Raw genomic sequence first — 25,966 nt, 5'->3', positions numbered from 1 at the left:
ATACTATGACTTACGATATTATTATCACTAAATCTATTCAAAAACAATTAGATAATCTTCCTAATAATATACAAGAGCGTGTATATGATAAGATTTCCCAACTTGCGAAAGAACCTCGTCCTGATGGGGTTGTCAACTTGAAAGGATATGACAATGAATATCGGATTAGAATAGGAGATTATCGTTTGGTTTATGAAATTCAAGATGAGCAATTAATTGTTTTACTTCTTCAGTGTAAGCATCGTCGTGATGTTTATAAAAAGTAGTACCCATTTTCTTGGCTAATAGTTCATTATCTTCTCTTGTTTACAAGATAGTTGGTGATAGTTGGGTGAGATAATGTAAACAGATACAGGGCTGTTGGGTTGGAATTTAGTGTTATTAATGGTGGGTATTGTTGGGTTTCCTTGTGTCAACCCAACCTACAAACTACTACTTTTTAATACCTTTAATAAATGCTGTTCTTGCATCAATAATGGAAGGCATTAAAACACAACTCGCCAATAAATCTATATCTAAATCTGGCAATAATTCACTTTGATTAATTTGCTCATAATTATCATTTTTAAGATAATATAGAGACAATTGATTATTTTCCCAAAACCAGACTTCGGTAATATTAAACCGTTTGTATTTTTCAAGTTTATCAATACTGCCACTGGTAATATTAATTTCAATTGCTAAATCTGGATTTGCTTTTTTCTCTCCGATGTAATAAGATTCATCAGGTTCAAAGGAAGCACTTTTTTCTTTTGCGCGACGAGTAGCACTACCTACTGGAATCAGATTTATGCCTATTTCACAGGAATATAATTCTAGTAAAAAACCAAGAATGGTTTTAATCATTTCATGTTGTTCACTCAGCGTCATAAATTCGATGTACCCATCAAGATAAGTTATCCGCAAACCTGCTGCGTCTGCGGTTAAGGTTTCTATTATTTCAAATTCTTTCCAGGTGTAATGGCCAGGTAGAAGAAATTGCTGTTCGGAAATTGTGGTGGTTTTGTCTAAGGTTTGGATAGTCATAGTAATTTTATGGTTATGACTTTAATCTTGATTATAACTCATGGTCAGGTGATAATTCTCAGGTGAGGTGAATCTTTCGGTGGTGTATCTGTCATGCTGCGAACTACTTACAGCAGCGCTTCGCTATCGCTCTAGTAATCGCTCGTAATGGTTGGGTGAGATAATGTGAACAGATACACAGGGTTTTTTGGTTGTAATTTAGGGTTATTAACAGTGGGTTATGTTGGGTTTCTTTGCGTCAACCTAACCTAATTACTGCCATGATAACAGTGATGATGATTTGTAAAGTATTGTAAATATTAATCAATGAGTTTTCAAAATTACCAAATTTAGCGTATGTTATGGATTGACAAGTGTAACCTTATAGTTTACAGTAGATATTGTTATTTTACTTATAATTAGAAATTTCAAGCATAAGGGGTTAAGAAAGCTGTTTGAAGATGATAATAGAAGTGGGGTTAATCCGAATCATGCTGAAAAACTGTTAGATTTATTAGATAGACTAGATGCTGCATCTGTAGCTGAAGATATGAATTTTCCTGGTTCTAAGTTTCATCAATTAATAGGAAATAGAAAAGGTGAATATTCAGTTACGGTTTCTGGTAATTGGCGTTTAACTTTTGTTTTTCAAGATGGGGATGCTTACGACGTAAATTACGAGGATTATCATTAGGATTATGAATATGAATACTAACAGAAAACCTAGACATCCAGGTGCTTTGATTAAACGTCAATATTTAGAACCTTTAAATATGACGGTGACGGAATTGGCTAATATTTTAGGTGTGTCTCGCAAAACAGTTTCGGAAATTGTGAATGAACGTGCAAGTGTAACACCTAATATTGCTTTGCGGTTAGCAAGTGCTTTTCAAACTACGCCGGAACTTTGGTTAAATCTTCAACAGAAGTTTGACCTTTGGTGTGCAAAAAATGAATCTGAAGAATGGAAAAATATTTCACCTATTGAAATTAGTTAAAATGGTTCGGGTGATAATTCTCAGCGCAGGTGAATGTTTCCTGATGTATCAGTTTTTAATTAACTCAAAATAGCAAATTTTCAAAAGGATAAGTTTGTTTCCAACGATAGGTATTAAAGTCACGCTGATCTACTGAAAAAATGCGTCCATGTCCTAAATGTTCTGCTAAAATTACTAGGGAAGCATCAGCTAAATCCATCGGTAGATTAGCATATTTTTCCATTAATTGGATAATGCGTGGAGTATGGTGAGATTCTAAATTAAAAACTGTAAATAATTCTTGTTCCAGACTATTTAAAAAAGTAACTTGAGCTTGAACTCCTTTGCGAGTTAGCAAAAGATAACAGGTTTCTGTGACAACACACCATGTTGTAATTAAAGGTTCATTGTATTTTTTTAAAGCCTGTTTTGCTCTTTCGTGGTAGGTGTCTTTTTGATCAATAAGAGCTAACCAAAATCCTGTATCAACTATGATCATATTTGTTGGGTAATGTATTAGATAGAACGTCTTTATATGTAGTTGATAAATTTTCTTCCACACCACAACAACCAATTAATCCAATTTCATCAAATTTTTCATAGATGGTTTTTTCTTGATGATGATTTTCTGGTTGTGGATAACGTTTTTTGAGTAGTTGAATAAAATCTAGTAGTAAGATTTGCGCTTCTTCTGGTAAGCGGTTAATTTCTTGAGATATTTCTGCAAGTTTGATATCCATAATTAATGCCTTTTTTGAATTATGTTATTACTATTATACTGCTTGACAAATATCTTCCCAATCTTGTGCAGTCATTTCTGTTGCATTTCCTGAGTTTAATCCTCCTCAAAGCAGGGTTTGTCGTTGTTCATTTGCTTTTTGTTTTTGGTCTTGTCGCACTAATTCCCGCAAATATTCACGCTTCGCTGCTGTAACCTCCTTGCGCTACCTGTTGTTCTATATAATCGCCCATGGTGTCCGGTAAGGAAATATTCATACTTTTCATAATGTGAATTCTTGAATGTACTTTTTATATCATCGCGGTTTTTGTCATTTTCTGCCATTGGTAGAAAAAACTATTCGTATTTGATATAATGTAAAGAAATTATCACATCATGATAAAAACTATGTCACAGACTGGCTTAAATCTATTCATTCCGATGGAGTTACTAATTAACTCCTTAAATGCACTAAGTTTATCAGAAAAACAGCACCTTTGGCAGATTCTTGATGAAGCGATCGCTGATGCTAAAGAGGAAAGTTGGCGAGAAAATGAAGAGACTAAAAAAGAAATTCAATTAGTCCGTGATGAATATGCAAATGGTAATTATCACAAATTTACTAATCTCAAAGAACAGTTAAAACAAGGAGCTATTCAAAGAGCAGAACGTGATTTAGAATTGGTTGACGAGTGGGTTAATTTGGAAGAAGAAGCGTGTTAAGTAAAGATGCTTTATGTTTTTTTGAAGAAAATAATCAATTTGAAACATTGGTAAATTCAATCCCATCAAGTATGCAATGATATCAATAGCTAGTAGGGTTATTAATGGTGGGTTATATTGTTGATAACCCACCCTACAGGAATTAAAAAGATATGAAATCAAACAAATGGATTGATAATTCTTACCTTATTCTCTATTAGTTGATTATGTTGCATATCTTCTGAGTAAATGATGGAACATTCACTTAATAAAGCTGTAGCTATAATCAAACTATCCCAATAAGAGTAGTTATATTTTGCATTGATTTCTAATGCTTGTATAACTTCTGTTGTGTTAATTGCCTGAACCGGAAAAGTATTCACTATATCTGATATGATTGTAATTGCATCTGTTTTTGATGTGAATTTTTTTCTAGTTAAAACATGAAATAATTCTCCTAAAACCTGAGTGCTAACTAGCAGAGATGAATAATTAAATTATTTTTAATTATTTCTGCAACTTGCTGAGATTTTTCTGGCGGATTTTTAGCATAGAGATAAATCCAGAGATTGCTATCGAGAAAGATATTATTTATGATATTATCTGTCATAAATTTCTTCTCGATTAAATTTGTAGTCTGGGGGAAGTGGGAAGGAGTAGTTATTAACTCGCGCTAAGAATTGCTGTATTTTCGATTCTTGAGAATCTATTGGTTGTGTAGATTCGCTGGGTTCGAGAATCATTATTTGTATGGTTTTACCTTCTAATTCGGAACTTAGTTTTTCATTCAAAATAAGTTCACCGTTGGTACAGGTTGCTTGGATAATTTGCAGCATTATGAATAACCTTAAATCCTATATAAAATTTTTCGGTATGATCCTATTACAAACTACGCCCTGGGTGATAATTCTCAGGTGCAGTGAATATTTACATGATCGCCCTAAATATCGCTCGTAATGGTTGGGTGAGATAATGTGAACAGATACATGGTTTTTTAGTTGTAATTTAAGGTAAAACTGTAACTTTACTGCGTTGGTTGTTAAACAAAGTCCCAGAAATTATCACTGCTGGACGAGTTTTTTGAATTTCTGTACCTACAGATGGATCAAATGTTACGATCCAGATGCTTCCCATTCGGTAATCGCTATATTTTGCCATTCACCTTCCCAACCTAATTCTAATTCATCAACCAAAGCGCAAGCTGCGGCTAGTGCTTTATTTTGTTTTTGTTCTTGCCATTGTTTCAAAAGACTTTCAATCAACGCACTACGGTTATCAACTTTTTGGTCAATGTAATTTAGTAGTTCATCTGGCAATGAAATTGAGATTTTAGCCATATCCTACCTATAATCATACCATTGGTAGCATAACAGATTTTGATGTTTTTAGTCTAGTAATTTTGTCAAGATTTTTCTATCAGGTAATTAATTTGATAACTTGGGAATTTGAATTATTATATTGTTGAGTTTCATAGCGTATAAAATCAGCAAATGTACGCAACCCAACGCCAAAACATCCGCGTTAATCTGCGTACATCTGCGTTCTAATTAATGCACCAACTCAATAGCCCGCTTAGTCAAAGCCTCCGCAGTCAACCCATTAAAAGCCATCAACTCACCCGCACTAGCCGTAGTTTCCCCACGCTTCCAGGCAAAAGAATCACGCTTAGAATTACTGCGTAACATAATCGGTTCTAACATCGCCGCAGCGCCACCTGTAACACCAATTAAGGCATCTCCACCAAACAATTGCTCAAAATCGGCATCACTTAAAAAACCGTTATCAGGTTCAGAACAAGTATCCCAAGCTGTATCATGAGGACGATATAAACGGCGAGGATTAATAATAGAAATAATCTTCACACCAATACCTTCAGTCTCTAAAAATGCCGCCGCTTCAAATACGGGAATTAAGGTCATATCGCCAATGACAGCAAATACAACAGTCTTCCCTCCCGCAATTTCATGTAATAAAATCGCGCCATTTTCTAACCCTTCTGCTGTTTGTTTTAAAGTCGTTCTAATGGGTAAAGGAGACTTACTGGCTGTAATGACAATTCCCTTATTTTTTGTTTGCAAAGCCCAGTCATAACAACCTTGAATACTGTTAGCATCGGGTGGAAATAATGGAAATACATTTCCTGTTCTCATCAATGATGCAAAATAAGCCTCTATTTCTGGTCTTTGGTGTGTCCAACCGTTTCGTCCTTGTTCTAATGCTCCGGCTGTAAATAATGTAATCGTTGACGGTGTTTTGCGTCTTAATTCTGCCATTGCTTGGGTGACAGTTTGCCAAATTGGTAATCCATTGATGGCAAAAGATTCATAAGAACACCACAAGGTTCTCGCCCCCATTAAGGATAAACCAGCGGCTAATCCGGCACAAGCATCTTCGCTCAAAGGTTCGTAAACTTGACCTCCTGGAGCTTGATTATATAATTCATCGGTAGTAGGATGGTTGATTTTTAAGGCTTGGTTAATGTTAGCAATTCCTGATGCTTCGTTACCATCGGCGTTTGTTACCAGGAAGTTTTTATCTTTATTTCCGACTATTCCTACTAGCCTTCCCATTGCAGTAGTTGAAACTTTTGGTTCTCCACCCACTGCATATTCTTCTAATGGTAATTCGCCAATTTCTGCTAGGGGTAATTCAAATTCTGTCACTGCGGTTTTCGCTGCTGGTCCACCCCCTGCCCGTTCCGCATTTGTACGGACCGTTTGCCATGCCTCGGCACATAAAGCCCGTTTTTGTAAGGCGGTGACAATATGGGGCGCGTCTAAGGTATCTTTAGGATATAAGTTATGGGATTTTGCACCTAAAGCATGAACCCCTGCCCCTTTGAGTTGTTTGATAATAAATACTGTTAATGTGCCACTTAAAGCGGAACGGGCAGCTTTATCCATGCCTACTAGTACCGCTTTGGTAAATTCTAACCGTTTTTGGAAGGAGAAAGCGGTACTATCCACATAATCACCGGGTTGGTTTTGATCATCAAAGTCTTTAGCATTGACTAACACGACTTCGGCAAAACCGTTACCTTTCCAATAGGCGATCATTTCGTCGTTAGTTTTTAAAGATACCATGCTATGATGTTCTTGGCTGTAACCATTCCACACTAAAACTGGTAAAAAGTTTGTAACAGTGGGGTAAGCCGTGTTAAAATGTGCCATGGAACTCATGATGTAGGGTTCACCTAGTCCTCCGTCTCCCACTGTAAAGGGGAAGAGTTTGTCACGGTGTAACAATGCGGCGGCCATGGCGAAATGTTGCCCTTGTCCTAAAGGTCCGGCAGGTGCTAAAATACCGGGAATATAACCGGATAAATGTCCTAATAATCCGTGTTTTTCCCGAAAGCGATCACGCAATTGTTGTACAGTAGAAATGCCCATGTCTTCTAAAGATCGGTCTAAAAACATGGCACTATAAAAACCAGGGGCATGGTGTCCCACTTCGGTGATAATGTTTTTATGCCCAAGCATGACCAAAGCTGCATAAGCTTCCGCTTGACTGGCAAAACCACCGGGGTGTCCAGAAGCCTTACTACCAGTGATTTGTAGCGTCAGGTAGCGCAAGGCATCAGCAGCCAATAAAGTTTGATATACTGCATTTGTATCGGTAGGATTTGCTACTGCTTTTTGACCAGATGCGATCGCTGGTACTGTACCATAAGTTTGAAAATCTGGCAATACTTCCCCAAAATATTGTATCCCTAGACAAAAATTCGGAACTGCGGAAGCCGTATTTTGCGTAATTGCTGTCATGCTGAGTACCTTAATAAAATCGAAAAAACTAGAGATTCTGGTTTAATTTAATAAATATTTTACATCTTTAAGGTTCTAATAATTAATTGCTTTTTCTGAAAATTACTATAACTAAGTGATGATTGATTTTTCCGTTATTTTGTGTTTAGTTGTAGATATTGATGAAATTAACTACATTTACGTTCGCGGATTGTTCCGTAAGGATAGGTACAAAGTACAGGAAGGAGGAAGAAAGAGGGAAGCAAAAGGGAATCAATCTCTTGTTTCTATGGTATTGAAATATCGTTGTTGACAAGTATCTGGAGATAGAAATTAAGAATAATTCGCTTGGTTTTTAGATTTTCTGGCTGAAAAGTTATAATTACCCCAAGATGATTTATACTTGAAGTTGAGTTATTATGTATATAATTGAATTGTTTTTTTTTGATAACAACAGGAGAATATGATGCAAATGCTACCACAACCCAAAGGAATATCTATTATTCAAGTCTTAAACTGGATATTCAGACCTATGCCTTATATGATGGAATGTGCTAAAAATTATGGAGATGTTTTTGCTCTAAAATTACAGGGTAATTTACCACCGATGTTATTTGTTCATTCTCCTGAAGCAATGCAGCAGGTGTTAAGTAATGATCAAAAAGAGTTGGAAGCACCAGGAGATTTAAACAGTATTTTTGAATATTTACTGGGCAAAAATTCTGTCATTAGTCTTAGTGGTAAAGCACATCAACGTCAACGTCAATTAATTATGCCTCCTTTTCATGGGGAAAGAATGCGAACTTATTCAGAATTAATTGAGAATATTACCACAAAAGTTTTTAATCAACAACCAAAAAATCAATCTTTTAATATTAGGAACATTACCCAAGATATCACTCTTCAGGTAATGATGGAAGCTGTTTTTGGCATTTATGAAGGAGAACGAGCAGAAAAACTTAAACATTTACTTTGTGAAATTTTAGAACAGGGTAGCACTCCTTGGAGGGTGATTTTTCTCTATTTTCCCAAATTAAAAGAAACCTTTGGGATTTCAGAAATTTGGAAACAACAAATGAAGAAACAGCAACAAGCCGACCAACTTATTTATCAGGAAATTCGAGAAAGAAGAGAAAATTTTGATCCTGACCGTACAGATATTCTTAATTTACTTATGTCTGCTCAAGATGAAAACGGTCAACCTATGACTGATGCAGAATTAAGGGATGAATTGATGACTTTACTAGTTGCAGGTCATGAAACTACAGCCACAGCTATTTCTTGGGCTTTTTACTGGATTCATAAACTCCCAGAAGTTAAAGAAAAGTTATTAGCAGAATTGGATAGTTTAGGAGAAAATTATGACTCTAATACTGTCTTTAAATTGCCATATTTAACTGCTGTTTGTAATGAAACATTAAGGATTTATCCCGTGGGAATGTTAGCTTTTCCCAGAAGAGTTAAAAACCCTATTTCTCTCTGTGGTTATCAACTCGAACCAGGTACAATTATCATCGGTTCAATTTATTTAGCTCATCACCGCGAAGATACTTATCCTGAACATGAGAAATTTCAGCCAGAACGCTTTTTACAAAGACAATTTTCACCTTATGAATTTCTACCTTTTGGTGGTGGTGCAAGACGTTGTATAGGTTTAGCATTTGCCCAAATGGAAATGAAATTGATCTTAGCAAAAGTCCTAAAAACATGGTCAATGAAATTAGTTGATACCCATGAAATCAAACCTCAAAGACGGGGTTTAGTTACAGGACCGAGTAGTCCGATAACTTTGGAAATTCAAAATATTCGTCAACCAAAATCTGCAATTTTAGAAGCAACAGCAGTTTGATATACTAACAACCAACAATATCCCCCACTTCTTATGGAAGTCGGGGATTTAGGTTTATCTTCCACTTTTTTTAACATTTGCTTAGATTCCCTAAATATAATAATATAAAAGAGCCAGGTTTTTATCTCATCAAAATATGCAAGAATACGACGTTATTATTATCGGTGCTGGACACAACGGCTTAGTTTGTGCGGCTTATTTACTCAAAGCAGGTTATAGTGTTCTGCTATTAGAAAAACGTCCTGTCCCAGGTGGTGCTGCTACAACTGAAGAATGTATCCCAGAAGTACCAGGGTTTAAATTTAATTTGTGTGCCATTGACCATGAATTTATTCATTTAGGTCCAGTGGTGGAAGAATTAGAACTGACAAAATACGGCTTGGAATATCTAGAATGTGACCCAGTTGTATTTTGTCCTCACCCGGACGGTAAATATTTCTTGGCACATAAATCCTTAGAAAAAACCTGTGCAGAAATCGCTCGTTATAATCAACGAGATGCTAAAAAATACGCCGAATTTACCAATTATTGGCAACGGGCAATTAACGCCATGACTCCCATGTTTAATGCCTCACCAAAGTCAATTATAGATATTTTTGGTAATTACAATTTCCAACAAGTTAAAGATTTAGTTTCTGTTGTCGGTTCTCCGGCGAAAAGTTTCGATTTTGTGCGCACAATGTTAAATAGTGCGGAGGATATTCTCAATGAATGGTTTGATGAAGAATTTTTAAAAGCACCCCTATCAAGATTAGCATCAGAATTAGGTGCGCCACCTTCACAAAAAAATCTGGCAATTGGAGTCATGATGATGGCTATGCGCCATCATCCTGGTATGGCTAGACCTCGCGGCGGTACGGGTGCATTGGTGCAAGCATTGGTGAAATTAGTTAATAGTAAAGGTGGGGTAATTCTCACAGACCAGCACGTAGAAAAGATTTTAATTGATGATGGTAAAGCGGTAGGAGTCAGGGTGACTGGTGGTAAGGAATTTATGGCTAAACATGGAGTAATTTCTAATATTGATGCCCAAAGATTATTCTTACAAATGACTGAAAAAAGTGATATTGATGCAGTTGACCCTGATTTATGGGAAAGGCTAGAACGTCGCATTATCAACAATAATGAAACCATCCTCAAAATAGATTTGGCATTAGATGAACCTTTGCATTTTTCTCATCATGAACATAAAGATGAATATCTGATTGGTTCAATTTTAATTGCCGATTCTATGAATCATGTTGAACAGGCTCATAATAAATGTACAATCGGCGAAATTCCCGATTCTGACCCCTCGATGTATGTGGTTATGCCTAGCGCCCTTGACCCTAGTTTAGCACCGCCAGGGAAACATACTTTATGGATTGAATTTTTCGCTCCTTATCAAATTGCTGGTGCAAAAAGTACAGGTTTAAAAGGTACAGGTTGGACTGATGATTTGAAAAATCAAGTTGCTGATAGAGTGGTTGATAAATTAGCAACTTATGCCCCAAATGTGAAAAAAGCAACCATCGCTAGAAGGGTAGAAAGTCCAGCAGAATTAGGGGAAAGATTAGGAGCATATAAAGGCAATTATTATCATATTGATATGACTATGGATCAAATGATCTTTTTCCGACCTTTGCCCGAATTAGCTAATTATAAAACCCCCATTGATCATCTGTTTTTAACTGGTGCTGGTACACATCCAGGTGGTTCAATTTCGGGAATGCCAGGACGCAATTGTGCGCGGGTATTTTTGCAAAATAAGCAACCATTCAGTCAGGCCTTAAAAGATGCAGGAAATTCGATTAAGTCCACAGTTGGTTCGGTTTTTGGGATTAGTTAAGTAATACAGACGTAGGGTGCGTTAGTGCAGCGTAACGCACCAGTTTTTATACATTAGAGAATTATAATTTTTACAATACCTCAAAAAATCGTATTTATTCTGATTTTAAATTTCTAAAATATCGTGTACAATTCATCAATGACTTATTTTCCTAGTAATACACTTGTATTACTGATAATATATTGCACTTATGGAAAAACTGACAGTAAAAAACTTTTTAAATATCAAAGATATTGAATTTAATTTATCCAAGATAAATATTATTATCGGACAGCAAGCTAGTGGTAAAAGTGTAATTGCTAAATTAGTTTATTTCTTTAAAGATTTTTTCATTAAATATCGTTCTTCAATCCAGAATAAGCAAAAAAAAGCAGAATTTGATAGAAGTATAATTACAACGTTTAAAATTATATTCCCGGAATATTCTTGGAAAAATCAGGAGTTTCAAATTTTATATGAATTTGATAGTTATTCCATAGCTTTGAATAACCAAAAATCAGATGATAAGAAGTCTAAATTATCTTTGATATATTCTGAACATTTAGTTAAAGTTCGCAGAAAAATATTAAGCGACTATAATAAGAAAACCATTGAATATGCAGAAAATAACCCTGAGAAAATAGAAGAATATTACAATACAATTTTCACTGAATATATTCTGAGAGATAATCATTTTAATAGTCTTGAATTGGTAACTTTTATCCCTGCGGGGAGGTCGTTTTTTGCTAATTTACAAAATAATATTTTTTCCTTTTTGTCCGAAAATATAGTCATAGATTATTTTCTGAAAGAATTTGGTTCGGCTTATGAAAGAGTAAAAAATTTTTATCATCTTAGAAAATTGATTCATGCGTTTAAGCTAAATGATTCAATTGATGAATTAATTAATCAGATAATAGTGGGTAATTATTCATACGAAAAAGATCAGGACTGGATATTATACACTAACGAAACAAACAAAAATAGAAGAACTAATTTATCACATTCATCTTCTGGACAACAGGAAGCCCTACCTATGACACTTATATTAGCTATTTTGCCTTTTATTAGTTCAACAACACTTTTCATTATAGAAGAACCAGAAGCACATTTATTTCCTACATCACAAAAACACGTTATAAGTTTAATCAGTCAAGTTTTTAATGCAACCGAAAAAAAGCATAAATTTATTATAACTACTCACAGTCCTTATATACTAACTGCTTTTAATAACCTAATTCAAGCAGGTAATACTCTGAAAGCATTAAGAGAGAAACCTGAACAAAATGATTTACTAAAAGATTTATTTAAAATAGTTCCAGAAAGTCAAATATTAGATATTAATGATGTTGCTGCTTACACCATCAAAAATGGTATGATTGAAAGTTTGATCAATGAAGACAATAACTTGATTGACGCAAATATCATTGATGAAGTATCCAACGAATTTAGTCAAGTGTTTGAAAAATTAATAGAACTTGAATTGGGAGAATAACATCTGTGGATTTAGATAAATGTTCCGAAAAAATCAGCCATAAAAATATATTAATAGAAGAAAAGAAAAGTAGTAAAATAATTTTTACGAATGAAAAATTAATAGAAGTGACTAAAGTTAAAGTAGATGGTTGTTTAGATATTCAAGGAGTTAAATGTGATTGGTTACTAATTATTAATGAACCTTATATTGAAATTTATATAGAGTTAAAAGGTTCTGATGTAGAACACGCATTTGCACAAATTGAAAATACAATTAAAGTTATATCCCAAGGTTATAAAAATGTTCCCAAATATTGCTATGTCATCACAACTAGATGCCCTATAACATCAACACAAATTCAAGTTAAGACAAAATCATTTAAAAGTAAGTACAATGCAGTGCTAAGAATTAAAAAAACAGGCTGTAATGAAAATATTAATGCCTTGATTACAGATAAATAAACGTAGTAAATATATATGTTCTAGAATTTCTCTATTAGGGATGGGTAAGTATTTTTCTATTTTACACAAGCGATATTTAATACATTAAATAATGTGTTTCCTGTTCTCTGTTGTAATTCTGCTTCGTGAATAGTCCTAAAAAAGTAGTAAATTAAAAAGTGCATCTAGTAGCATTAAAATTTTGATTAAATCACCTGTGCGGAAAATCGTTATTGCTGGTAACTGGAAAATGTTTAAAACCCAGGCAGAATCCGCAGCCTTTTTAAGCGGATTTTTGCCTCACCTGGAGGAAACCCCCTCAGTACGAGAAGTGGTATTATGTCCTCCTTTCACCGATTTAAGCCTGCTGTCCAGATTTTTGCATGGTAGCCGTGTAAATTTGGGAGCGCAAAACGTCCACTGGGAAGAAAATGGAGCATATACGGGGGAAATCGCTGCCCCTATGCTCACAGAAATCGGTGTGCGTTATGTCATTATTGGACACAGTGAAAGACGGCAATTCTTTGGGGAAACAGACGTAACTGTCAATCTCCGTCTCAAGGCCGCTCAAAAACATGGACTCACTCCCATTCTCTGTGTTGGGGAAACTAAACAACAACGAGACGCGGGGGAAACAGAATCAATAATTAGCACCCAGTTAGAAAAGGACTTGGTAGATATTGATCAAAACAACTTGATTATTGCCTATGAACCAATTTGGGCTATTGGTACTGGTGATACCTGTGAATCGAAGGAAGCAAATCGGGTAATTGGCTTAATTCGTGGTCAATTGACTAATCCCCTAGTTCCTATTCAGTATGGCGGTTCAGTTAAACCGAATAATATTGATGAAATTATGGCACAACCAGAAATTGACGGCGCTCTCGTTGGTGGAGCTAGTCTAGAAGCTGATAGTTTTGCCAGAATTGTCAATTATCAATAATGGGGATTGGGGATTGGGGTAATTATCAATTTGGATTATGTATAATGCTTGACCAATTAACTATCGGAAATCACTGTTTTGTCTGGGGAAGGCGGACTTATATCATGGGGATTTTAAATGTCACTCCTGATAGTTTTAGTGATGGTGGTAAATTTAATACTATCTCCGCCGCTTTAACCCAAGCACAAGCAATGGTTGCCGCTGGCGCTGATATCATTGATATTGGTGGACAATCAACTCGTCCGGGGGCGAAGCAAATATCAGTAGATGCGGAACTTGATCGGGTTATATCTGTTTTGGAGGAGCTACGCCCAGTAGTTGATGTCCCTCTTTCTGTAGATACAACGAGGGCTGAGGTAGCTAAAGCAGCTATCAACGCGGGAGCAGATTTAGTAAATGACATTTCTGCTGGTACTTATGACCCCGAAATGCTGCCAACCGTAGCCAGTTTAAACGTGCCAATTATCTTAATGCACATCCGTGGAAACCCTCAAACCATGGTCAATCTCACAGATTATCAAAACTTAATAGGTGATATTTACAGCTTTTTATCTCAGAGAATTACTGATGCTATCCTGGCGGGAATTGACCAAAATAAAATCATTATTGATCCTGGTATTGGTTTTGCTAAAAATCATGAGCAGAATTTAGAAATTTTCCGGCGTTTGCGATCGCTAAAAACACTTAATGCTCCGATTTTAGTAGGGGCATCTCGCAAAAGTTTTATCGGTAATATCCTCAAGCAACCAGATCCAACATTACGGATTTGGGGAACAGCCGCAGCCTGTTGTGCAGCTATTTTTAATGGTGCAGATATCCTGCGAGTTCACGATGTTCAAGAAATGCAAGAGGTAACTCTGGTGACAGATGCCATTTTTCGTTATTCCTACTAATTACACCAGTTTCCGATGTGATGAGGTACAGGTATTAATCATAAAAATCTCGTGGTGCGGGCATCTTGCCCGCTCAAAGTGTACCTAACCTAGATGAAATACGCTGTATTAATTAGCTCCATTACCATTACCGTTACCGTTACCAGGGTTTTTACTATGATTTTCTTGTACCGAATCAGAAATCAACTCCTGAAACATTTCCGTTGAGTTGGCAGGATCTACAAACACAATTTTGGCATTATTGCTTGCACCCAGTTTCTCACTAGCGTCTACGTAATCTTGGGCAACAAGATACCGTAAAATATCCTTACTTTCAGGATGAGAACGCAAGGCTTCAGAAATGATCTCTATAGATGTTTTAGTTCCTTTTGCCCTCTTAACGGCCGCTTCTTCTTCCCCTTCGGCGGCTAAAATCGCGGCTCGTTTTTTAATTTGTGCGTTCTGTTGCTCTTCCATTGACTTGCGTACAGTCTCAGGTGGGGTGATACTCTGAATATCTAATCGCGTAATTTCAACTCCCCAGGTGGATGTAATTGAATTTAATACGCTTAATATAGTTTTGTCTATCTGATCTCTAGACATATTAGTATCCTCCAAGGAATTTTGGGCGATATTTTCCCGGAGGGTAGTTGTGGCTATGTTTGCTAGAGACTGTTCTAGATCATCAATGGCATAAAAGCTTTTTTCAATGTCCTGAATGCGCCAATAAACAATTGCATCTACTTCTAAATAGATACCATCTTTAGTAATTACATTTTGCGGTTTAATATCTAAAAGCTGCTCTCTGGTTGTGTTTTCCATCACAATCTGATCAATGATGGGAACGATGAAACTCAGTCCAGGGTTAAGTTTACGATGATATCGCCCCAATCGTTCAACTAAAGCGACATTCCCTTGATTTACCATCTTTGCAGAGGCCAAGGCGTAACCTACCAGAGCTAAAAATATAATCAAAATTATTGGGTCCATGATCTTCTCCTCTTTCAGCTTTGGGCAGAATTGATTTCAGGGTGATGGTTATACCGTGTATTAACTAACTGTAATTTTAAATGGGTTAAATGTGTAGTTTTTGAATGAGAATTGTTAATAATTAACCTGCCTTGATATTATAGGCGATTATTGCTATACTTATAATTACTATAATTATTAATTTAATTATTAATTGCTGACTAAGTAACTAAGTCATATTATAACCATATTTTAGTCCTAGATTTTTTGGTGGGAAATCTAGAAAACCATTACTTTACCTTTCCTAAATAACCTAAAATCCAGTAGTGAATAGTCTGATAATCCCCAAGATAGTCCCTAAAGGACCAGCTACAGTATTAACTCTGTCACCTGTTTTAGCTAAAACGTTGCGATCAACTACGACAACATCATTATTACGCAGGATCGGATTAGTTTCTTCATTAATTCCTTTAGATAAATCCACTTTAATTGGACGTTTAGTAACTGTACCATTGGCATTGAGGCGGATGAGTTCTATACTTCCTTTACTGGCTCTACTATCATTGAAACCACCAGCAGCTAATAATGCCTGATTTAAAGAGCTATTGGGTTGTAATCTTACCGCTCCCGGTCTTTTGACTTCACCCACTACACCCACTTCAATAGTATTTGGCGATAAAGTAGTGGTAGCCAATTGCGTAGCTTCAGCCGCACTAATGTCTGTAGCTGTAGGAATGACGATTGTATCTCCATCTTGCACCACAATGTCTTGATTGATATCACCACTTTGTAGTAATTGCCAAAGGTTGATATCTATAGTTTGTTCCGTACCAGTTCGAGTAGGACGGCGTAATTTAATCTTCCGTACATCTGCAAGGGACGTAATTCCCCCAGCTAGTTGTAAACTCCGCATCACAGTGGGTAAACCACCACCAGCACCACCACCCTCTCCTCCACCCGCATTTCCAGCGGTGACAAGATAAGAACCGGGACGGTAAACTTGACCAATTACCACCACTGTGCGGGGTGAAGTTTGACTAGCAGCAAAGTTAGCTGCAAAGAGATTCCGAGCTTCAGCCACATTTAGGCTAGTAGCAGTGGGAACAATAATGGTATCTCCATCTCGTAAGGTAATTTCCTGGGAAATTCGCCCTGTTTGAGTCAATTCCTTTAAATTTAGGGAAACCGTCTGCTCTCCAGAACGCCCTACTTTGCGCCGTAATTGCACTTGAGTCACGTCTGCTGCTAATGTCACACCTTGGGCTATAGTTAGGGCAGCTAATACCGTTGGGTATTGCACACCGGGGTTATTCCCTGCTCCCCCTTGTAAGCTGAGGGTGTAAGCTCCAGGCCTGGTTACCTCTCCAGCTACAAACACATTTATGGGACGAGGTGATAACAAGTTAACAGAAATCAGAGGACGTTTGAGAAAACGAGAATATCTTTTCGCAATGGTATCAGAGGCCTGTTCAGTTGTTAAGCCAGAAACGGGTACACTACCAATTAAAGGCATATTAATTGCACCACCAGGAGGAATTTGATATTCACCTGTATATTCTGGAACTTCAAATACATTTACACGGATGAGATCACCGCCTCCTAATAAGTAATCTGTAACTATACTAGATGTTGATTTTACTGACTGCCTCTGTGCCATACTCGCAGATGGTAAAGCGATGTTGACGGTTGTTAGCAATGCTAAACTCATGGTTGAATGGGTGAGGAATTTACACAAATTTTTATTAAGCATACTTACCTGAGACTTGGAGATAACGATATTTGCAGTTATTCTGAAACATTTTAACGTTGATTACACCTAAACATCGCAGTGGCTCAACAATTTTATTTTCTCATAAATCTTTAATTTTCCGGACATAAGTAATTGTAATTTATTGCTTTGGGATATGGATTTTATATTTTCCATGAAGTTAATTCACCTCTAAATTTATTTAGACAATTTAATTCTCAATTTTTATAACAATTTTCGATTCTATATTTTCCACTTCTCCTCAGAGATTTTTTTCTAAAATATCAGATTCATAATTTTATTTTTTAGATATCTCTACACGCTTTCCATTTTTACCTTGTTTGACTTTTACCTAAGAGCATATTTTAAAGTTTTCGACAAATATGAATTTAGACCTTTTAAACACCTCTGAAATCTACTGTGGTACTACAGATTAAGCTGTAAATATAGCAGTCTTGTGAAAAATAAAATTACTACTTATGGCTGATTTATCCATGAAAATTTACCAATGTTAGTTATCTTAATCACCAATCTATTCGCCATAGCTGATACCCTGGACAGCCATTTACCATCAAGCAAAAACGATAAAGTGCTACTTTCTGATTTCGTTTGCTATCTGATTAAATCAATTCAGACAGGGTATGATTTCTGGTTTGAATTTGCTGAATAAAAAACTCTTCTAGAGATTGACGTGATAGATTCATGGTAATGATTTTTCCACCCATCAAACCCAGACTAGATAGAAAATCATAGTCATTTTCTTCGAGTATACCTTGCCAACAACCATCAGCACCAAATTCTAAACTAGCTATCCATTAATTGGGGAATACGTTGAGGTTGTAATTTTTGGGGAATTTGAAATAAACCCGCTGCTAACTCTAAAAATTCCCAACCACTGAGATAGTCGTATAAATAGGGATTTTCCGGGAGGTAGTCAATATGTTGTTTAACTTTAACGTCACCTATGGGTTGACCTAATAATAATCCCCTTCCAGATGTGGGGCGGATAATTCCCAACAACAATTTTAACAAAGTGGTTTTACCCGCACCATTGGGACCGAGCAAGCCAAAGGTTTCTCCTGGATACACTTGTAAAGAACAGTTTTTCAGGGATACAACTTTTTGATTGAGCCAAAATCCGGTGCGATAGACTTTTCGTAGTTCACAAGTCAGGACTACAGGTTGTTTGTCTAGGGGATTTTGTCGAGCATTGGAGTTGTCTGCAACAGAATTCATGGACGTGAAATTATCAACTACTGACTATTGAGAACTATCTACATATTAACCGCTGTCGGGAATTTTTATAATACACCTTTGGAACTAGGAATGGTTTCTGCTCGACGTGGATCAATTTCCGCTGCTACTCGCATAGCTCTAGCAAAGGCTTTAAAAGCAGCTTCAATAATATGATGGGAATTAATACCATCTAATTGACGAATATGTAACGTCATTTGGCTATGATTTACCAAGGCCACAAAAAACTCCCGCACCAATTGTGTATCATAAGTCCCCACCCGTTGAGTAGGAATTACCAAACCATAACTTAGATGAGGTCTACCGGAGAAATCTAAGGACACTTGTACCAAGGCTTCATCTAAAGGAGCAGTAAAATTACCGAAACGGACAATTCCTTTTTTATTTCCCAAAGCTTGAAATAATGCCTGTCCCAAGGTAATTCCCACATCTTCATTAGTGTGATGATCATCAATTTCCCAATCACCTTGAGCTTGAATATCCAGGTCAAATAACCCATGGGAGGCGATTTGATGAAGCATGTGATCTAAAAAGGGAATACCAGTAGATACTTTACATATACCTGTACCATCAAGGTTGATAGTGACATAAATATTTGTTTCACCAGTAGTACGGTGAACTGAGACTATGCGAGGTGTTTGTTTGTTGTCCGTTGTCATTTGTCAGTTGCAATAGGTAATGGGTAATGGGTAATGGGTAATGGGTAATAGGGGCAATAAATATTCTCCCTGCCCCCTGCTCCCGGCCTCTTCTTACATCCCCATGATTTCATATCCCGCATCTACATACAGGATTTGTCCAGTAATACCGCTTGCCAAATCACTACACAAAAAAGCGGCTGTATTACCTACTTCTAATTGAGTGACAGTGCGACGGAGCGGGGCTACTTTTTCAACATGATGAATCATATCTAGGATACCACCGACGGCAGAAGAAGCTAAAGTGCGAATAGGACCAGCCGAAATGCCATTAACACGAATATTTTCAGGACCAAATTCGGCTGCTAAATAACGAACACTGGCTTCTAGACCTGCTTTAGCCACACCCATAACATTATAATTAGGAATTGCTCTAACTGCTCCCAAATATGTAAGAGTAATAATACTTCCGCCTTGAGTCATCAAAGGTTTAGCAGCACCGCTTAACTGTACAAGAGAATAAGTGCTAACTTCTAAAGCTGTATTGAAACCAGAACGGGAAGTTTGGCTAAAACCTCCGGTCAAATCTTCCTTTTTAGCAAAAGCCAAACAATGGACTAGAATATCTAATCTCCCCCATTCTTGCCGGATAGTTTCAAAAGTAGATTGAATTTGCTCGTCATTTTCAACATTGCAGGGCAGAAACAAACTAGGGTTGAGCGGTTCTACCAATTCAGCCACTTTTTTTTCCATTTTACCCTTGTCATCTGGCAAGTAGGTAATACCCAAATTAGCCCCCGCTTTGTGCAGTTGCTGGGCAATTCCCCAAGCGATAGAACGGTTATTGGCAATACCTGTAACTAGGGCATTTTTTCCAGACAGATTCAGCATAAACTTTGCTAATATAATTCATCATTAGGAGCATACTAGAATCTGACCCTAGTTTAACTTTGTGAGCCTAGAAATTTTCTAAAATCCGCAAAGAGTAGGCAGGAAGTACCCGGCAAATCATAACCATATTTGTAAAGATTCTCAAGAAATTTCCCAGCTTTGGGGCAAAACCTGGAGACGATAACTAGCAGAACTACTTATCAATAATTACTAGCTAACCTGAACCAAAATTATGTATCATAATCAACGAAGGGTTAGGAAATATGAATTTGGGTATAGGAAAAACAAAAAAAATAACGGTGCTTTATTGATTTTTCAGGTGTATTCTTAGGTAATTAGTTTTTGTTTTTCTGGCATTGGGTAGGGGAAGGGAGATGATCGTGACACAAGACAAAGCCCTAGCAAATGTTTTTCGTCAGATGGCCACCGGGGCTTTTCCCCCGGTTGTCGAGACGTTTGAACGCAATAAGACGATCTTTTTTCCGGGAGATCCTGCTGAACGAGTTTATTTTCTTCTCAAGGGTGCGGTGAAACTGTCGAGGGTGTATGAAGCAGGAGAAGAAATAACGGTGGCTCTGCTGAGGGAAAATAGCGTTTTTGGCGTGCTGTCTCTATTGACAGGTAATAAGTCTGATCGATTTTATCATGCAGTGGCATTTACCACTGTAGAATTGCTTTCAGCGCCAATTGAACAAGTGGAGCAGTCACTAAAGGAAAATCCAGAATTATCAATGTTAATGCTGCGAGGGCTGTCTTCGCGGATTCTCCAGACGGAGATGATGATTGAAACTCTGGCTCACCGCGACATGGGTTCACGGTTAATTAGTTTTTTACTGATTCTTTGTCGTGATTTTGGCGTTCCTTCTGCTGATGGCATTACCATTGATCTGAAGTTATCACATCAGGCGATCGCTGAAGCAATTGGCTCGACTCGCGTTACTGTGACTAGACTCCTGGGAGATTTACGCGAGAAAAAAATGATTTCCATTCATAAAAAGAAGATTACTGTGCATAAACCTGTCGCTTTAAGTAAGCAATTTACTTAAAATTTATAATTTATGGGGTAAGGTCAATAGATTTTGGATTTACGATTTTGGATTTTGGATTGACTCCACCCTAAAGTGTGGAGCTTGGGGATTTTAAATTAGCGATTTTGGATTAGTTCTGCCCTGAAGGGGCGAGGGTTGTACCGAAAATTCCCAATCTAAAATCTAAAATCTAAAATTTTTTGGTCAGGTAATGGAATTGGTACGAATTTTTAGATATTAGGGGCAACCAATTCCAAAATTACCCCCACTCCATTGATTATTTATCCACAGACAATGGTTGAACGTAGTAGGCTAGACTGGTCAGCATTTCCGTAGCTAACAATGACCACTGGTTACATCCTAATTGCAGCAATTCTCATCCTGGGAGGCGTGATTGCCACCGTGGGCGATCGCATCGGCACACGAGTTGGTAAAGCACGTCTCTCACTCTTCAACTTGCGTCCGAAAAAAACCGCTGTAATTGTGACTATTTTTACGGGTGGTCTGATTTCTGCAACCACTTTAGCAATTCTATTTGCTGCTGATGAAGGATTGCGAAAGGGTTTATTTGAGTTGGAGGATATTCAAAGGGACTTGGGACAAAAGCGGGAACAACTGAAAACCGCAGAAACTCAAAAAGGTCAGGTAGAACGTGAGTTAAATCAAAGCAGACAAGAACGAAGTCAGGTACAACAGGAATTACAAACTATCAATAAATATTTGCGAGCGGCAAATACTAAACAAAAAGCTACACAATCTCAATTGAATCGTACTCTTAACCAACAGGCTAAAACTCAAGTACGACTTTATGAAACTCAACGTCGTCTCGGTGGAATTGTGGTTCAATATCAACAAGCTAAAACTGAATTACAAACTCTTTACAATCAGCGCCTGACATTACAAAGTGCAGTGCAAGAATTAAAGTCAGAACGAGAAAGATTGTATGCTCAAAGTAAGCAAGCTATTGATGAGGCAAAGACGGCTATTGAAAAACGCGATCGCAAAATTACTAAATTAGATAAGCTGATTCAAAACCGCAATCTACAAATTAAACAACGAGAAGAAATTATTCTGACAAGAGAATCTCGTTTACAAGAATTGGAAAAACAACAAAAATTTTTAGAACAAGAAGTAGCTAGATTAGAAAAATATTATCAGTCTTACCGTGATCTCCGGTTGGGTAAATTAGGTTTAGTTAGGGGTCAAGTGATAGTGGCAGGGTTAATTACTGTTGATAAACCTATTATGGCAACTCAGGCAATTATCCAAATTTTACAAGAAGCTAATCGTAATGCCAATATTCAATTAACTGAACCTGGCGCTAAATCTACAAATACAGAAATACTGCGTGTGACTAAAAATCAAGTTGATCAATTAATTGCACAAATTAAAGATGGTCGAGAATATGTAGTACGAATCTTTTCAGCAGGTAATTACGTTAGAGGTGAAAAGCAAATCGAATTTTTTGCAGATGCAGCCCGAAATCAACTAGTGTTTTCATCAGGTGAGGTACTGGCTACAACTACAGCCGATTTAATTAATATGACATCTGACCAACTGCGTCAACGTCTAGATTTGCTAGTTTCTGCTTCTCAATTTCGCGCTCGAAATGCGGGAATTGTTGAAGCTGTAGAAGTAGAAGGGACTTTTGTTCGCTTTGTTACTCAATTACAGCAAACAGAGCAAGAGATAGAAGTTAAAGCCGTAGCCGCAGAGGATACTTATACTATTGGTCCATTAAGAATAAAATTAGTGGCTTTATTAAATGGACAAATTCTTTTCACTACGTGAACAATCAAAAATCAATTTAACATAAACTAATAACAAAGCAAAACTTTACACAATTACTGAATTAATTTACAATAACAAATAATTAATTTACAATAACAAATGACGAATTTACAATTATAAATGATTGACTTACAATAACAAATGATTGACTTACAGTAAAAATTGATAACAACAAAGAACTAATGACTAATAACCAATGACTAATACACAACCTGTAGTTTTAGGATTTGATCCTGGTCGTGATAAATGTGGTATTGCGGTAATGGGATTAGATAGACAACTGTATTATCATAAAGTGATATTAGCAGAAGAGGCGATCGCTAACATTGAAGTACAATTGCAAAAGTTTCCTGTATCATTAATAGTGATGGGAGATCAAACAACAGCTAAAAAGTGGAAACAGCAACTTAATCAAGAATTAAGTAAACCCACAAATATTATTTTAGTTGATGAACGTTATTCTACCTTAGAAGCACGCGATCGCTATTGGCAGATGTATCCACCCCAGGGTATAATTAAACTATTACCCAAAGGAATGCGTCAACCTCCCAGGGCAATAGATGATATTGTGGCAGTCCTTCTAATTGAAAGATACCTGAACCGACTAACTAACAAATAATTTAGAGTTCAGCCCGAATTGTAAAAGCATAATCCCCCCCAGGTTCTAATTGATAATCTTGTTGTTCTAAAAACCGTCCTAGAGGTTCTTTAATTAAAGCACGACCTTGGGAAGGCTTTACAGAAAGTTCCCCCCGACGAAAATGCCACTGGAAATGCCATTGAAAATTACCAGCGCTGACTTCACCTTCAAGAAAGCCCTGTTGCCAAGATTGGCGGATAATTCTAACATGGGCAGTAGTTTCTGGCAGACGTTTTGCACTCACGCTTATTTAATGTCAGGTATGGGATAAAAGCCAATTATTTATGTAGGCTATTTATTTTACGTACTAAAAATAGCTTAAATCAATAAACTAATAAAGACAACATAAGTTAGTAAGGTCTGGGTTTTTAACTGCTGATTTGTAGTCAAATGACAATAAATGCAAGATAATAATGCAATAATTGCATTCAGGAATCAATTTTGTTACGAAAATAACAGATAATAAGAACGACATTGTTTATTACTGCTATTGCCCACTACAGAATATACAAGGTAGTGGGTTTTATCTCAACTTGAGGATTATTCACCATGGAGTCCCGTCATTGACTTGCAGCCAATGTTATATAAAACTATTTGTCAAGACTGTGCTTTTTATGTTAAATTACAGTGTACTCACCCTGATGAGTTAGATGTTGATTGTGCTACCGTAAATTTTTGTAGTTCATTTACTCCAGCGGTAGAAATTGATAGTCCTTGTGTGTCTTTTGGCTAAGATCGCTCTCTTGTGCTATTGCTGTCTTAATACTTAGATTTTAGGGAGGCTGTTTCCATTGATTATCCTATGTACTCATAATGATGGTGGTGTGGGAAAAACTACCCTTGCTGTTCATATTGCTGGTGTTCTTCTTAACAGACAAGATAGTACACTTCTAATTGATTGTGATGATCAGGCAGATTTTTGGCAGTTTTACATTGATCGCAATCCAGAAAAATCAAAAGATTGGGAATGGCTAGAAAATAGTACAGTAATGTATAATGGAAGGCGTGAAGCAATCCCGAAAGAGCTACCAAAAGGGCAATATGACCATATTGTTTTAGATATTGACAGTCCTCTAAAAAATATTGTACAAACAATAGTAGGGAATGACCCGGATTTGATTTTAGTACCAGTTAATAAATCTCAGGAAATCAAAGCATTGCGTAATCTTCCCAGAACTCTAAAAGTTATTGCTCAATTGGAAACAAAAGCAGGCTATGCTCCACAGGTAGTAATTGTACCTTTAGGAATATCACAATCCTCTATATATCAGATCGTTGAGAGATTAGAAGACGATTTGAAACCTCAAAGATACAGAGTTGCGGATGAAATGCCTGATTGTCAAGAGCAGATGCAATTTGCTATCTATCAAGATAGAAAATATATTTGGGACTATGAAGGTTTAGAACATTTATACGATTACTTTGTTGATTTATTAGATGGATAATGTTAGGAGATGAATTATGTCTATAGAAGATAAACAAACCACTCCAAGTAAAGATTTTTTGACCGATAATGCCATCCAAAACGGCATAAAAAAAGTAGAGGAAGAAAAACAAGAAAATCAAAACTTAGATTTAGATATAGAATTAAGATATACTGACTCTGAGTTAAAAAAGATAGGAAAGCTAACTGCAATCCTCAGATTAGAAAAAGAACTATTTCTAGAATCAGTAATTAGTTACGTACATTTTCTTTTCTCTGAGCATAAAGAAAGTATCCAAAAAATAATTGATGAAGAATCAGAAAATTATCAAGCCGAGTTAAAACAAATTACTCCAATAGAGAAAATGTCTAACAAAGACCGTGATAGATTTTCACGAAAAATTAGGCTATCACCTGAAACATCAAACAAAATAGAACAGTTGGACATGAAAGACAGAATAAATGAATGTTTGTTTGTTGGTATCAATTTACTTTATAAAAACTTAGTTGCAGAATTTAAAACTGTTAATCAGGAAAAATAAAAATGGATTTCTTAGAAATTGATGCGTTAGTAACAGGGATTATTTATTCTAGCGAAACAGCAAAACAAGATTTAGGTAGACGTTTTGCTGCCTATCTGGGATTAACACCAGGAAAATCTGGAAGTGATGGAGGAATAGATGATTATGCCGAACTAAATAATGATATGATTTATTTTCAGTCTAAATTATCCCAAAATATCTTAGATGCTTCTTATTCAGCAGAATTAATTGGTAATATAATAATTCATGAAGCTAATATTGGCATAATGTTAGCTGGTGTTGGTTATACAGACGGATTTCGTTCTCGTTTAAATAAAGCTATTCAAAGTAAGCAGATTAATACACAGCTAAAGATTCATTTATTAAGCCTTGAAGATGTGTTTGGAGAAACGGAGATGTTTATAAGAGCTACTCAAGATTTACCTTCATTGAGGAATTTGAGTAATGGTGAATGGGCTAAATATAAATAGTATGATTATATTGTGTATTACTTATAAGTTTATGTGAATTATA

At 36.4% G+C, this 25,966-nt stretch carries 30 protein-coding genes and 1 pseudogene; 17 read left to right on the top strand and 14 right to left on the bottom strand.

Annotated features, from left to right (window positions below; genetic code table 11):
* Window positions 1-5 precede the first annotated feature (5 nt).
* Window positions 6-266: a type II toxin-antitoxin system RelE/ParE family toxin gene (locus tag H6F62_RS09110; RefSeq protein WP_137907876.1), complete on the top strand. Its 261-nt coding sequence runs from the start codon at window positions 6-8 to the stop codon at window positions 264-266.
* A gap of 166 nt (window positions 267-432) precedes the next feature.
* Here the strand turns inward: H6F62_RS09110 and H6F62_RS09105 are convergent, their stop codons facing one another.
* Complete coding sequence (locus H6F62_RS09105) at window positions 433-1,026, bottom strand: Uma2 family endonuclease (RefSeq protein ID WP_137907877.1); 594 nt, start codon at window positions 1,024-1,026, stop codon at window positions 433-435.
* Window positions 1,027-1,405: 379 nt separating this feature from the next.
* On the opposite strand from H6F62_RS09105, the gene H6F62_RS09100 reads away from it, so the two are divergent.
* Together H6F62_RS09100 and H6F62_RS09095 are read left to right on the top strand one after the other, a co-directional pair.
* On the top strand, window positions 1,406-1,699 hold the full coding sequence (locus H6F62_RS09100; protein WP_347238702.1) for a type II toxin-antitoxin system RelE/ParE family toxin: 294 nt from the start codon (window positions 1,406-1,408) through the stop codon (window positions 1,697-1,699).
* A gap of 10 nt (window positions 1,700-1,709) precedes the next feature.
* A complete protein-coding gene (locus H6F62_RS09095) occupies window positions 1,710-2,003 on the top strand; it encodes a HigA family addiction module antitoxin (protein ID WP_137907879.1) in 294 nt (97 codons plus the stop codon).
* A 64-nt stretch (window positions 2,004-2,067) separates the two neighbouring features.
* Here H6F62_RS09095 and H6F62_RS09090 read toward each other — a convergent pair whose 3' ends face one another.
* Window positions 2,068-2,481: a PIN domain-containing protein gene (locus tag H6F62_RS09090; RefSeq protein ID WP_137907880.1), complete on the bottom strand. Its 414-nt coding sequence runs from the start codon at window positions 2,479-2,481 to the stop codon at window positions 2,068-2,070.
* Complete coding sequence (locus H6F62_RS09085) at window positions 2,468-2,722, bottom strand: DUF2281 domain-containing protein (RefSeq protein ID WP_137907881.1); 255 nt, start codon at window positions 2,720-2,722, stop codon at window positions 2,468-2,470. Before H6F62_RS09085 ends, H6F62_RS09090 begins: the two co-directional genes overlap by 14 nt.
* A gap of 374 nt (window positions 2,723-3,096) precedes the next feature.
* Here H6F62_RS09085 and H6F62_RS09075 point away from each other — a divergent pair, with 374 nt between their 5' ends.
* Window positions 3,097-3,423, top strand: a complete 327-nt coding sequence (locus H6F62_RS09075) for a hypothetical protein (protein WP_236097114.1) — start codon at window positions 3,097-3,099, stop codon at window positions 3,421-3,423.
* Between the two features lie 454 nt (window positions 3,424-3,877).
* On the opposite strand, the gene H6F62_RS21180 is transcribed toward H6F62_RS09075, so the two are convergent.
* The 5 genes from H6F62_RS21180 to H6F62_RS09050 form a co-directional block, all read right to left on the bottom strand.
* Window positions 3,878-4,012 carry a hypothetical protein gene (locus tag H6F62_RS21180; RefSeq protein WP_271795427.1) on the bottom strand — a complete coding sequence of 45 codons (135 nt, stop codon included), beginning with the start codon at window positions 4,010-4,012 and terminating at the stop codon, window positions 3,878-3,880.
* The gene (locus H6F62_RS09065; protein ID WP_190371845.1) at window positions 4,002-4,238 is read right to left on the bottom strand and encodes a hypothetical protein; all 237 of its coding nucleotides are present in this window, start codon (window positions 4,236-4,238) and stop codon (window positions 4,002-4,004) included. Before H6F62_RS09065 ends, H6F62_RS21180 begins: the two co-directional genes overlap by 11 nt.
* 169 nt (window positions 4,239-4,407) lie before the next feature.
* Window positions 4,408-4,536: a type II toxin-antitoxin system PemK/MazF family toxin gene (locus tag H6F62_RS09060; RefSeq protein ID WP_236097115.1), complete on the bottom strand. Its 129-nt coding sequence runs from the start codon at window positions 4,534-4,536 to the stop codon at window positions 4,408-4,410.
* Window positions 4,515-4,739 (bottom strand): ribbon-helix-helix domain-containing protein, encoded by a 225-nt coding sequence (locus H6F62_RS09055; protein WP_137907884.1) that lies wholly within the window; start codon window positions 4,737-4,739, stop codon window positions 4,515-4,517. Before H6F62_RS09055 ends, H6F62_RS09060 begins: the two co-directional genes overlap by 22 nt.
* Window positions 4,740-4,949: 210 nt before the next feature.
* A complete protein-coding gene (locus H6F62_RS09050) occupies window positions 4,950-7,163 on the bottom strand; it encodes a phosphoketolase (RefSeq protein ID WP_190371844.1) in 2,214 nt (737 codons plus the stop codon).
* Between the two features lie 445 nt (window positions 7,164-7,608).
* On the opposite strand from H6F62_RS09050, the gene H6F62_RS09045 reads away from it, so the two are divergent.
* From H6F62_RS09045 to folP, 6 genes are all read left to right on the top strand, one after another.
* Window positions 7,609-8,991, top strand: coding sequence for a cytochrome P450 (locus H6F62_RS09045; protein WP_190371852.1), 1,383 nt, complete (start codon window positions 7,609-7,611; stop codon window positions 8,989-8,991).
* 136 nt (window positions 8,992-9,127) lie between these two features.
* On the top strand, window positions 9,128-10,819 hold the full coding sequence (gene crtO, locus H6F62_RS09040) for a beta-carotene ketolase CrtO (protein ID WP_190371843.1): 1,692 nt from the start codon (window positions 9,128-9,130) through the stop codon (window positions 10,817-10,819).
* A 190-nt stretch (window positions 10,820-11,009) separates the two neighbouring features.
* On the top strand, window positions 11,010-12,293 hold the full coding sequence (locus H6F62_RS09035; RefSeq protein WP_137907887.1) for an ATP-binding protein: 1,284 nt from the start codon (window positions 11,010-11,012) through the stop codon (window positions 12,291-12,293).
* Between the two features lie 5 nt (window positions 12,294-12,298).
* Window positions 12,299-12,736, top strand: coding sequence for a hypothetical protein (locus H6F62_RS09030; RefSeq protein ID WP_137907888.1), 438 nt, complete (start codon window positions 12,299-12,301; stop codon window positions 12,734-12,736).
* 196 nt (window positions 12,737-12,932) lie between these two features.
* A complete protein-coding gene (tpiA, locus tag H6F62_RS09025; protein WP_190371851.1) occupies window positions 12,933-13,658 on the top strand; it encodes a triose-phosphate isomerase in 726 nt (241 codons plus the stop codon).
* A gap of 44 nt (window positions 13,659-13,702) precedes the next feature.
* Window positions 13,703-14,551 (top strand): dihydropteroate synthase, encoded by an 849-nt coding sequence (gene folP, locus H6F62_RS09020; RefSeq protein WP_137907889.1) that lies wholly within the window; start codon window positions 13,703-13,705, stop codon window positions 14,549-14,551.
* 108 nt (window positions 14,552-14,659) lie between these two features.
* Here the strand turns inward: folP and H6F62_RS09015 are convergent, their stop codons facing one another.
* The 5 genes and pseudogenes from H6F62_RS09015 to fabI all read right to left on the bottom strand — a co-directional run bounded on the left by H6F62_RS09015 (window position 14,660) and on the right by fabI (window position 20,029).
* On the bottom strand, window positions 14,660-15,520 hold the full coding sequence (locus tag H6F62_RS09015; RefSeq protein ID WP_137907890.1) for an SPFH domain-containing protein: 861 nt from the start codon (window positions 15,518-15,520) through the stop codon (window positions 14,660-14,662).
* Window positions 15,521-15,812: 292 nt separating this feature from the next.
* Entirely contained in the window at window positions 15,813-17,249 is a 1,437-nt protein-coding gene (locus tag H6F62_RS09010; protein ID WP_137907891.1) for a polysaccharide biosynthesis/export family protein, read from the bottom strand.
* Between the two features lie 617 nt (window positions 17,250-17,866).
* A pseudogene (locus tag H6F62_RS09005) lies at window positions 17,867-18,482 on the bottom strand (ATP-binding cassette domain-containing protein).
* Between the two features lie 65 nt (window positions 18,483-18,547).
* The gene (gene hisB / locus H6F62_RS09000; protein WP_137907892.1) at window positions 18,548-19,159 is read right to left on the bottom strand and encodes an imidazoleglycerol-phosphate dehydratase HisB; all 612 of its coding nucleotides are present in this window, start codon (window positions 19,157-19,159) and stop codon (window positions 18,548-18,550) included.
* Between the two features lie 93 nt (window positions 19,160-19,252).
* The gene (fabI, locus tag H6F62_RS08995) at window positions 19,253-20,029 is read right to left on the bottom strand and encodes an enoyl-ACP reductase FabI (RefSeq protein ID WP_137907893.1); all 777 of its coding nucleotides are present in this window, start codon (window positions 20,027-20,029) and stop codon (window positions 19,253-19,255) included.
* Window positions 20,030-20,403: 374 nt separating this feature from the next.
* Here fabI and ntcA point away from each other — a divergent pair, with 374 nt between their 5' ends.
* The 3 genes from ntcA to H6F62_RS08980 all read left to right on the top strand — a co-directional run bounded on the left by ntcA (window position 20,404) and on the right by H6F62_RS08980 (window position 23,467).
* Window positions 20,404-21,075: a global nitrogen regulator NtcA gene (ntcA, locus tag H6F62_RS08990; RefSeq protein WP_028084503.1), complete on the top strand. Its 672-nt coding sequence runs from the start codon at window positions 20,404-20,406 to the stop codon at window positions 21,073-21,075.
* 324 nt (window positions 21,076-21,399) lie between these two features.
* Window positions 21,400-22,848, top strand: a complete 1,449-nt coding sequence (locus H6F62_RS08985; protein WP_137907894.1) for a DUF3084 domain-containing protein — start codon at window positions 21,400-21,402, stop codon at window positions 22,846-22,848.
* Between the two features lie 196 nt (window positions 22,849-23,044).
* A complete protein-coding gene (locus H6F62_RS08980) occupies window positions 23,045-23,467 on the top strand; it encodes a pre-16S rRNA-processing nuclease YqgF (protein WP_137907895.1) in 423 nt (140 codons plus the stop codon).
* Window position 23,468: 1 nt separating this feature from the next.
* Here H6F62_RS08980 and H6F62_RS08975 read toward each other — a convergent pair whose 3' ends face one another.
* Window positions 23,469-23,732: a DUF3146 family protein gene (locus H6F62_RS08975; protein WP_028084500.1), complete on the bottom strand. Its 264-nt coding sequence runs from the start codon at window positions 23,730-23,732 to the stop codon at window positions 23,469-23,471.
* Window positions 23,733-24,065: 333 nt separating this feature from the next.
* Here H6F62_RS08975 and H6F62_RS08970 point away from each other — a divergent pair, with 333 nt between their 5' ends.
* From H6F62_RS08970 to H6F62_RS08955, 4 genes are read left to right on the top strand one after another with little or no spacing between them, the layout of a single operon-like run.
* Window positions 24,066-24,221, top strand: a complete 156-nt coding sequence (locus H6F62_RS08970) for a hypothetical protein (RefSeq protein ID WP_190371842.1) — start codon at window positions 24,066-24,068, stop codon at window positions 24,219-24,221.
* A 58-nt stretch (window positions 24,222-24,279) separates the two neighbouring features.
* On the top strand, window positions 24,280-24,933 hold the full coding sequence (locus H6F62_RS08965; protein ID WP_137907896.1) for a ParA family protein: 654 nt from the start codon (window positions 24,280-24,282) through the stop codon (window positions 24,931-24,933).
* Window positions 24,934-24,949: 16 nt separating this feature from the next.
* Window positions 24,950-25,453: a hypothetical protein gene (locus H6F62_RS08960; RefSeq protein WP_137907897.1), complete on the top strand. Its 504-nt coding sequence runs from the start codon at window positions 24,950-24,952 to the stop codon at window positions 25,451-25,453.
* Between the two features lie 2 nt (window positions 25,454-25,455).
* Window positions 25,456-25,923, top strand: coding sequence for a restriction endonuclease (locus H6F62_RS08955; protein WP_137907898.1), 468 nt, complete (start codon window positions 25,456-25,458; stop codon window positions 25,921-25,923).
* Window positions 25,924-25,966: the final 43 nt, after the last annotated feature.

Source organism: Anabaena sp. FACHB-1391 (genome assembly GCF_014696755.1).
GTDB lineage: Bacteria > Cyanobacteriota > Cyanobacteriia > Cyanobacteriales > Nostocaceae > Dolichospermum > Dolichospermum planctonicum.
This window is presented reverse-complemented; position numbering and strand designations above follow the sequence as displayed.